Source organism: Endozoicomonas sp. ONNA2 (assembly GCF_024606365.1).
GTDB lineage: Bacteria > Pseudomonadota > Gammaproteobacteria > Pseudomonadales > Endozoicomonadaceae > Endozoicomonas.
Genome location: NZ_JAHHPO010000340.1, coordinates 1 through 6993 on the forward strand (window position 1 = coordinate 1; position 6993 = coordinate 6993).

A 6993-nucleotide genomic window follows, 5' to 3' on the forward strand; every position below is an offset into this window, starting at 1 on the left:
AGCCGGTGTCTGATGATTTTCATGCCAGGTTTTCCGCCCTGTGGCGACGTTATCGCTATGTGATTTATAACCATCCCATTCGGCCTGCACACCTCTGCAAAGGGGTGACCTGGAACTATCGGCCGCTGGATGTTGAGCGGATGAAGGCGGCGGCAGAACTCCTGGTGGGGGAGCATGATTTTACCTCTTATCGTGCGATTCAGTGTCAGGCAAAGAATCCGGTCAGGAATGTAACCCGTCTGGATATTTCCCGCCATGGACCGTTGATTGTCATTGATGTGCAGGCCAATGCATTTTTGCATCATATGATTCGTAATTTTGCCGGGGTGCTAATGGCGGTGGGCTGCGGCAAACGTGAGCCCGACTGGGCCAAAGAGGTGCTCGATGCCCGGGATCGTGCCCGGGGTGGGGTGACCGCTTCGCCCTGCGGGCTTTATTTTGTCGATGCCGGATACGACAAGGTGTTTGGACTACCGGCCAGTGAATCAGGCCCGCACTTTATTGCGCCATTAATACCCCGGTAAATTGCCGGTTTTTCCGGAATCAGGTGCAGTAATCACCAAAATGTTCTGATAAGATCAGCGAGCGCTCAGGGGTTGCCAATCCTTTCGCATTGATCTCTGGCAATACAGTGTGAAAGCGCCTGAATGCCCTTACCCTGTGGTTGGCCCTGTGTGCCGGATGGTACGCAGGGCGTGGGAATAGAGAATTCTGGTAAATGGAAGTATCTCCTCGTATAAAAATCTGCGGAATTACCCGTGTTGACGATGGCCTGGTGGCTGCTGAGAGCGGCGCAGATGCCATTGGTCTGGTGTTTTACCACAAAAGCCGACGTTACGTTATGGTTGAGCAGGCCAGGGAGATTGTCCGGGCACTGCCGCCTTTTGTCTCTGTGGTGGGGCTGTTTGTGGACGCTTCTGATGAGCTGATTCAATCGGTTCTGGATGCGGTTCCCCTTTCACTTCTGCAATTTCATGGCAATGAACCGGAAGCTGATTGCTCCCGCTGGGGGGTACGGTATATAAAGGCTTTCCGTGTTCGGCCGGGTATCGCCGTGACCGACATGGTGGCTCCCTATACCACCGCCTGTGGCTACCTTCTGGACAGTTATAAGCCCGGAGAGGCAGGTGGCACTGGTGAATCTTTTGACTGGGATTTGCTACCCCGTGAGCTGAATAAACCGGTGGTGCTGGCCGGAGGTCTGAGCCCTGGAAATATTGCTCAGGCCATTAACAGGGTTCAACCCTATGGCGTTGATGTCAGCAGTGGCGTTGAGAGCCAGCCTGGCATTAAGGATCATGACAAAATCAGAGCCTTTATCAAGACGGCAGGACGATGATGGTCGATCAAGAAATTTCTGAGTCTCTCGAACAACACAAGTACGATCAACCGGATTTAATGGGCCATTTTGGCCGTTACGGCGGACGTTTCGTGGCTGAAACCCTGATGGGTGCGCTGGAAGACCTTGATCGCACCTGGCGTGAACTCTGGCGGGACAAGACCTTTCAGGCAGACTTTGACCGTGATCTGGCCGACTTTGTCGGTCGTCCTTCACCACTCTATTTTGCCGGGCGGTGGACTCGGGAACTCGGTGGCGCAAAGATCTACCTGAAGCGTGAAGACCTCAATCATACCGGTGCCCACAAAATCAACCATGCGGTTGGCCAGGCGCTGCTGGCCAAACATATGGGTAAAACCCGGATTATTGCCGAAACCGGTGCCGGACAGCACGGTGTTGCCTCGGCAACGGTGGCCGCCCGCCTTGGGTTGGAATGTGTCGTTTATATGGGGGCCAGGGACGTTAAACGTCAGGCATTGAACGTCTATCGCATGAAGCTGCTGGGGGCCACGGTGGTTCCGGTAGAAACCGGTTCCCAGACGCTGAAAGACGCCATTAATGAAGCGCTCAGGGATTGGGTAGCGCGCCCGGAAGATACCTTCTACCTGCTGGGTACGGTGTGTGGCCCATCACCCTATCCGGAAATGGTGCGTAATCTGCAGAGTATCATTGGCCGGGAAGCCCGCCGGCAGATTCTGGAAAAAGAAGGTCGCCTGCCGGAGGCCCTGGTTGCCTGTGTGGGTGGTGGCTCCAATGCCATGGGGCTGTTCCATGAATTTATCCTGGATAAAGACGTCAAGCTGTACGGTGTTGAAGCGGCAGGGCACGGCGTTGATACCGATAAGCATGCGGCCCGGATGAGTTCTGGCCGCCCTGGCGTGCTGCAGGGGGCACGAACCTATCTGATGACCAATGAGCATGGCCAGATTATTGAAAGCCATTCTGTCTCTGCCGGGCTGGACTACCCGGGGGTTGGGCCAGAGCACAGCTACCTGAAAGATATTGGCCGTGCGCAATACCCGGCGGCAACGGATGAAGAGGCCCTGGCGGCATTTCGCCAGCTGACCCGCCTGGAAGGTATTATGCCTGCGCTGGAAAGTGCCCATGCCCTGGCCTGGGTTGATAAGCTGGCACCCACCATGGACAAAGACCAGATCATCATCTGTAACCTGTCTGGCCGTGGTGATAAGGATATTCATACGGTGGCCGCTATTGACGGTCTTGAAGTATAAGGTGGGCAGAGCATGAGTCGTAAAACAAATAGAATCACAGCCTGTTTTGCCAGGTTGCAGGAGCGTGAACGCAAGGCACTGATACCCTACATTCTTGCCGGTGACCCACCGGGCAAGACCGTCGAGGTCATGCACCAGATGGTGGACAAGGGTGCAGATATGATTGAACTGGGCTTTCCCTTCTCGGACCCGGTGGCGGATGGCCCGGTCATTGCCCGGGCCCATGAGCGGGCGGTATCACACGGTGTTACATTGCATGACGTTTTTGCAATGGTTTCTGAGTTCCGGGAAAGGGATAATGACACCCCGATTGTCCTGATGGGCTATCTCAACCCGGTAGAGATCATGGGGTACCACCGGTTTGTTGAGTTGGCCAGTGAGGCGGGTGTTGATGGTGTGCTGATGGTGGATCTGCCACCGGAAGCGGCGGGTGACTTGCTGGATATGCTGCATGAGCGTGGCATGGATATGATCAACCTGATTACCCCAACCACATCCGATGATCGAATGGCCAAAATCTGCCGTGTGGCCAGTGGTTATCTCTATTATGTATCCCTGAAAGGGGTCACCGGTGCGGCAACCTTGAATACGGCAGACGTTGAACAGCGGGTCAACCACATCCGGCACTTTGCCAATATTCCGGTGTGTGTTGGCTTTGGTATCCGTGATGGTGCCTCGGCTGCTGCCATTGGGCGAACAGCAGACGGTGTGATTGCGGGCAGTGTGCTGGTATCTGAGCTGGCCCGGTATGGCAGTGAGGGGCAGGCCGCCATTGACCGCGTTGCCAGCACAATTGCCGAAATGCGCTCAGCTATGGACGATGACAGGATGAATGAATGAGCAACTGGTTAGTCAATAAACTGATTCCATCGTTATCACGCTCTGCGAATGCGCAGAAAAGCAGCAGTGTGCCAGAAGGGCTCTGGCGCAAGTGCGTCAAGTGTGACGCCGTTCTCTATCGTCCGGAATTGGAGAGAAACCTGGGGGTCTGCCCCAAGTGTCAGCACCATATGAGAATCAGTGCCCGCACCCGGCTGGATTACTTTCTTGACCGGGAAGGAAAGGAAGAGCTGTTTGCTGAGCTTGAACCCAATGACCGGTTGAAGTTCCGTGACACTAAAAAGTATCGGGACCGACTGGCAGCGGCGCAAAAACAGACCGGCGAAAAAGATGCCCTGGTTGCCATGCGCGGTACCGTGGAGGACATTGCGCTGGCGGCCGTTGCCTTTGAGTTCTCGTTTATGGGTGGCTCCATGGGGTCTGTAGTCGGGGAAAAGTTTGCCCGTGCTGCCGAGCTGTGCCTGAAAGAGAAGATGCCCCTGGTCTGTTTCTCTGCCAGTGGCGGTGCCCGGATGCAGGAAGCCCTGTTTTCCCTGATGCAGATGGCAAAAACCAGTGCGGCCCTGGAAAGAATGCGCCAGGCGGGTATTCCTTATATCTCTGTGATGACCGACCCGGTATACGGCGGTGTTTCTGCCAGCCTTGCCATGCTGGGCGATATCAATATGGCGGAGCCCGGTGCCCTGATTGGCTTTGCCGGTCCCAGGGTGATTGAACAGACCGTCCGGGAAAAGCTGCCAGAAGGCTTCCAGCGCAGTGAATTTTTGCTGGATCACGGTGCTATTGATATGATTGTTGCGCGTTCTGATATGCGCTCCACCATCGCCAGGCTGTGTCGGAAAATGCAGGGCAAGCCGGGTGCTGATGTGGAATTTGCTGATTCTGTAGAAATTGCCTAAGCCAACCTGAGGCCGGTTTTCTCTGTATCCTATTCTCGCGCTCTGAGGGTGTTGCCAAAGTTATAAAAGCCTTGAACCACAAAGGCACAAAGACACAAAGTTTTTCTAGGCCTGGCTGAGCTTCGCTCAGCAAACAAAATGGCTTTCTTTGTGCCTTCGTGTCTTTGTGGTTCACTTCTTTTTAAGGCCTTCTGCAACAACCTCACTCTGCGTGGGAATGCATCCGTCTGGAGATGTGACGTTGTCCTTTGCAAAGAAAGAAAAAAGCCTTTCACAATGGTTAACCTGGATGGAAGAGACGCGTCCGGAGCATGAGATTGACTTTGGGTTGGACCGGATTCGGCGGGTGGGTGAAAAGCTGGATTTGCTCAAGCCCGCACCCTTCATGATTACCGTGGGGGGGACCAATGGCAAAGGCTCGACACTGGCGGTTCTTGAAGCTATTTTGCTGGCTGCCGGTTACAAGGTGGGGCTGTTCACATCACCGCATTTTCTCAAGTTTAATGAACGAATTCGCATTAATGGCGAACAAGTCAGTGATGACTGGCTATGTGATGCTTTTGCGAAGATAAATGAGGGGCGTAAAACGACGTGGTTAACCTATTTTGAATTTGCCACCCTGGCCGCCGTTGACTGTTTTAAAAGGGCCGGGGTGGATGTGGCGCTGATGGAAGTTGGTCTGGGTGGCCGACTGGACGCTACCAATGTGGTTGACCCGGAGGTGTCGGTAATTACCACGGTTGCCCTCGATCATCAGGAATACCTGGGTTATAGCATTGAAGCCATTGCCAAAGAGAAGTCAGGGATATTCCGTGCCAGTAAACCCGCGATATTTGGCGATCAGCCAGCGCCCCATGCAATCACTGAAATGGCTGTGCGCCTTGGCAGCCCTCTCTATTGCAGAGGGGAGGCGTTCACCCTGACAAGGTCGGGTAATGCATGGCACTGGTCAGGTAGTGAAAATCAACATCTGGACAACCTCCCCGTTCCCAATGTGGTGATTGATAATGCCGCCACTGCACTGCAGGCGCTGCAATTTTTACCAGAACCTGTTGCTCTTGAGGCTATTCGACAAGGGTTATCACAAGTATCGGTTACCGGGCGATTCCAGAAGTTAATGATGGAAAATGAATCCGGTGAGTCGATCGATGTTGTGCTTGATGTTGCCCATAACCCACAGGCGGCTGCAATGCTTAAGCAGCGTCTGGATGAGTCTGTGGTAGATGGTAAGACACGGGCCGTTATTGCTATGTGCAAGGATAAGGATTACTTGGCGGTTGTCGACTGCTTAAGCAGCAATATTGATGGGTGGTACGTAGCTCAGTTTGAGTCTCCAAGGGCATTGCCTGAACAGGCGCTGGCACAGAAGCTGGTTGATCGGGGATATTCAATTAATCGCTATCAGACTGTTGCTGAGGCATTACATCATGCTTTGGCAAACTCAACTTCCGCAGACAGGGTGCTGGTCACGGGATCGTTTATGACGGTATCTGCTGCACTGGCCAATAGTCACTGAATTCGCCTCCCACGAATTGTTACCAAATATCAAGCCAGAAGTTTTCATCCATAAGTAAGTCCCTTGGTTACTGCACGCTTTGTTGTTGTAGATTTAGATGGAATTCGCTTAAGATGCAAAAAGTTTAGAAATTAACCATTAGTTGGCTTCCGGCCCTCTGTGCAGGAATGAGTACTGTTTATCTATTTTATGGAGCGCGTCTTGGGCGAGGGACTTAAACAAAGACTAATAGGTGCTGTGGTATTGCTGGCCTTATTAATCATTCTTGCGCCCGCGCTTTTCAGGGGAGGGGAGACGCATCCTCTGGTCACCTCCAGATCTGTCCCTGAAACGCCAAGGCTTGAACCCCCTCCTGTGCCTGCATTTGTTGATCAGCTGGATATTCCCCGGGATGTTGTTGAAGTGGTGTCTTCTTCTACTGAAATTGTTCTCGAACCAGAAAGTGTCCGTACTGATAAGACGACAGGTGTCGATGAAAAAGGACATCTGAAAGCCTGGTCCCTACAGCTGGCAACCTTTGCGGATAAAAACAATGCCCGTAGCCTGGAAAAACAGCTAAAAGGTAAGGGGTACAGTGCTTTTCAGAAGAAAATTGCTACCGAGAAGGGCAAGATTTTTTATCGGGTATACATAGGCCCTGAAGTAAGGCCGGATGAACTTCAGCAGCTAAAGGTGACCATCAAGAAAGAGATGGGGCTTGAAGGTATCATTGTTCGTTATGTTCCATAATAGGCTCTCTAATTGGGGTTGATGATGACGCTTGAGGCTTTCTGTGGAGACCAGTTCAGGAAAACGATATGACAATAGACACAACGTTCTTCAGCCGCTGTATCAAGACACTGGATATGGCCTATGGAAAGGTAGTCCAGGCTGAAGATGGCAGTATTGATTATGAGATGTACCGGTCTGCCTGTGTGAAAGAGTTTGAGATTATTTTGGAGCAGGCGGGCAAGTTGCTGCGCAAATGTTTGAAAGATTTTATGCATAGTCCCAAAGCGGTTGATCGAATGGTATTCAAAGAGATCTTCCGCCAGGCTGCCCAGCATGATTTGCTGACACTGGAGCAGGCAGAGCGCTGGTTGTCTTACCGTGATAATCGAAACAATACTGCCCATCAGGGCGACAGAATCGGTCGAACGATCATCCCGATAATAGGATATTTAGCTA

General features: G+C 52.5%; 8 protein-coding genes. All 8 read left to right on the forward strand.

All coding sequences use genetic code 11. From position 1 onward, the window contains the following. A partial coding sequence (locus KDK14_RS06185) for a tRNA pseudouridine(38-40) synthase TruA (RefSeq protein WP_257264144.1) occupies positions 1-524 on the forward strand: 524 nt, incomplete at its 5' end. Between the two features lie 194 nt (positions 525-718). After that, positions 719-1339, forward strand: a complete 621-nt coding sequence (locus tag KDK14_RS06190) for a phosphoribosylanthranilate isomerase (RefSeq protein ID WP_257264145.1) — start codon at positions 719-721, stop codon at positions 1337-1339. Beyond that, positions 1336-2571, forward strand: coding sequence for a tryptophan synthase subunit beta (gene trpB / locus KDK14_RS06195; RefSeq protein ID WP_257264146.1), 1236 nt, complete (start codon positions 1336-1338; stop codon positions 2569-2571). The genes KDK14_RS06190 and trpB overlap by 4 nt, the downstream gene beginning before the upstream one ends. A gap of 12 nt (positions 2572-2583) precedes the next feature. After that, a complete protein-coding gene (gene trpA / locus KDK14_RS06200) occupies positions 2584-3411 on the forward strand; it encodes a tryptophan synthase subunit alpha (protein ID WP_257264147.1) in 828 nt (275 codons plus the stop codon). Then, positions 3408-4310 carry an acetyl-CoA carboxylase, carboxyltransferase subunit beta gene (gene accD, locus KDK14_RS06205; protein WP_257264148.1) on the forward strand — a complete coding sequence of 301 codons (903 nt, stop codon included), beginning with the start codon at positions 3408-3410 and terminating at the stop codon, positions 4308-4310. The genes trpA and accD overlap by 4 nt, the downstream gene beginning before the upstream one ends. A 235-nt stretch (positions 4311-4545) precedes the next feature. Continuing rightward, positions 4546-5826, forward strand: coding sequence for a bifunctional tetrahydrofolate synthase/dihydrofolate synthase (folC, locus tag KDK14_RS06210; RefSeq protein ID WP_257264149.1), 1281 nt, complete (start codon positions 4546-4548; stop codon positions 5824-5826). A 201-nt stretch (positions 5827-6027) separates the two neighbouring features. After that, on the forward strand, positions 6028-6555 hold the full coding sequence (locus tag KDK14_RS06215) for an SPOR domain-containing protein (RefSeq protein WP_257264150.1): 528 nt from the start codon (positions 6028-6030) through the stop codon (positions 6553-6555). Positions 6556-6623: 68 nt separating this feature from the next. Then, positions 6624-6993: nucleotidyltransferase substrate binding protein (locus tag KDK14_RS06220; RefSeq protein ID WP_257264151.1), on the forward strand; the 370-nt coding region annotated here is incomplete at its 3' end.

Bases quoted from the DNA above. Each gene is read 5' to 3' on its own strand.
- KDK14_RS06190 (WP_257264145.1), top strand. From the start codon at position 719: ATGGAAGTATCTCCTCGTATAAAAATCTGCGGAATTACCCGTGTTGAC.
- trpB (WP_257264146.1), top strand. From the start codon at position 1,336: ATGATGGTCGATCAAGAAATTTCTGAGTCTCTCGAACAACACAAGTAC.
- trpA (WP_257264147.1), top strand. From the start codon at position 2,584: ATGAGTCGTAAAACAAATAGAATCACAGCCTGTTTTGCCAGGTTGCAG.
- accD (WP_257264148.1), top strand. From the start codon at position 3,408: ATGAGCAACTGGTTAGTCAATAAACTGATTCCATCGTTATCACGCTCT.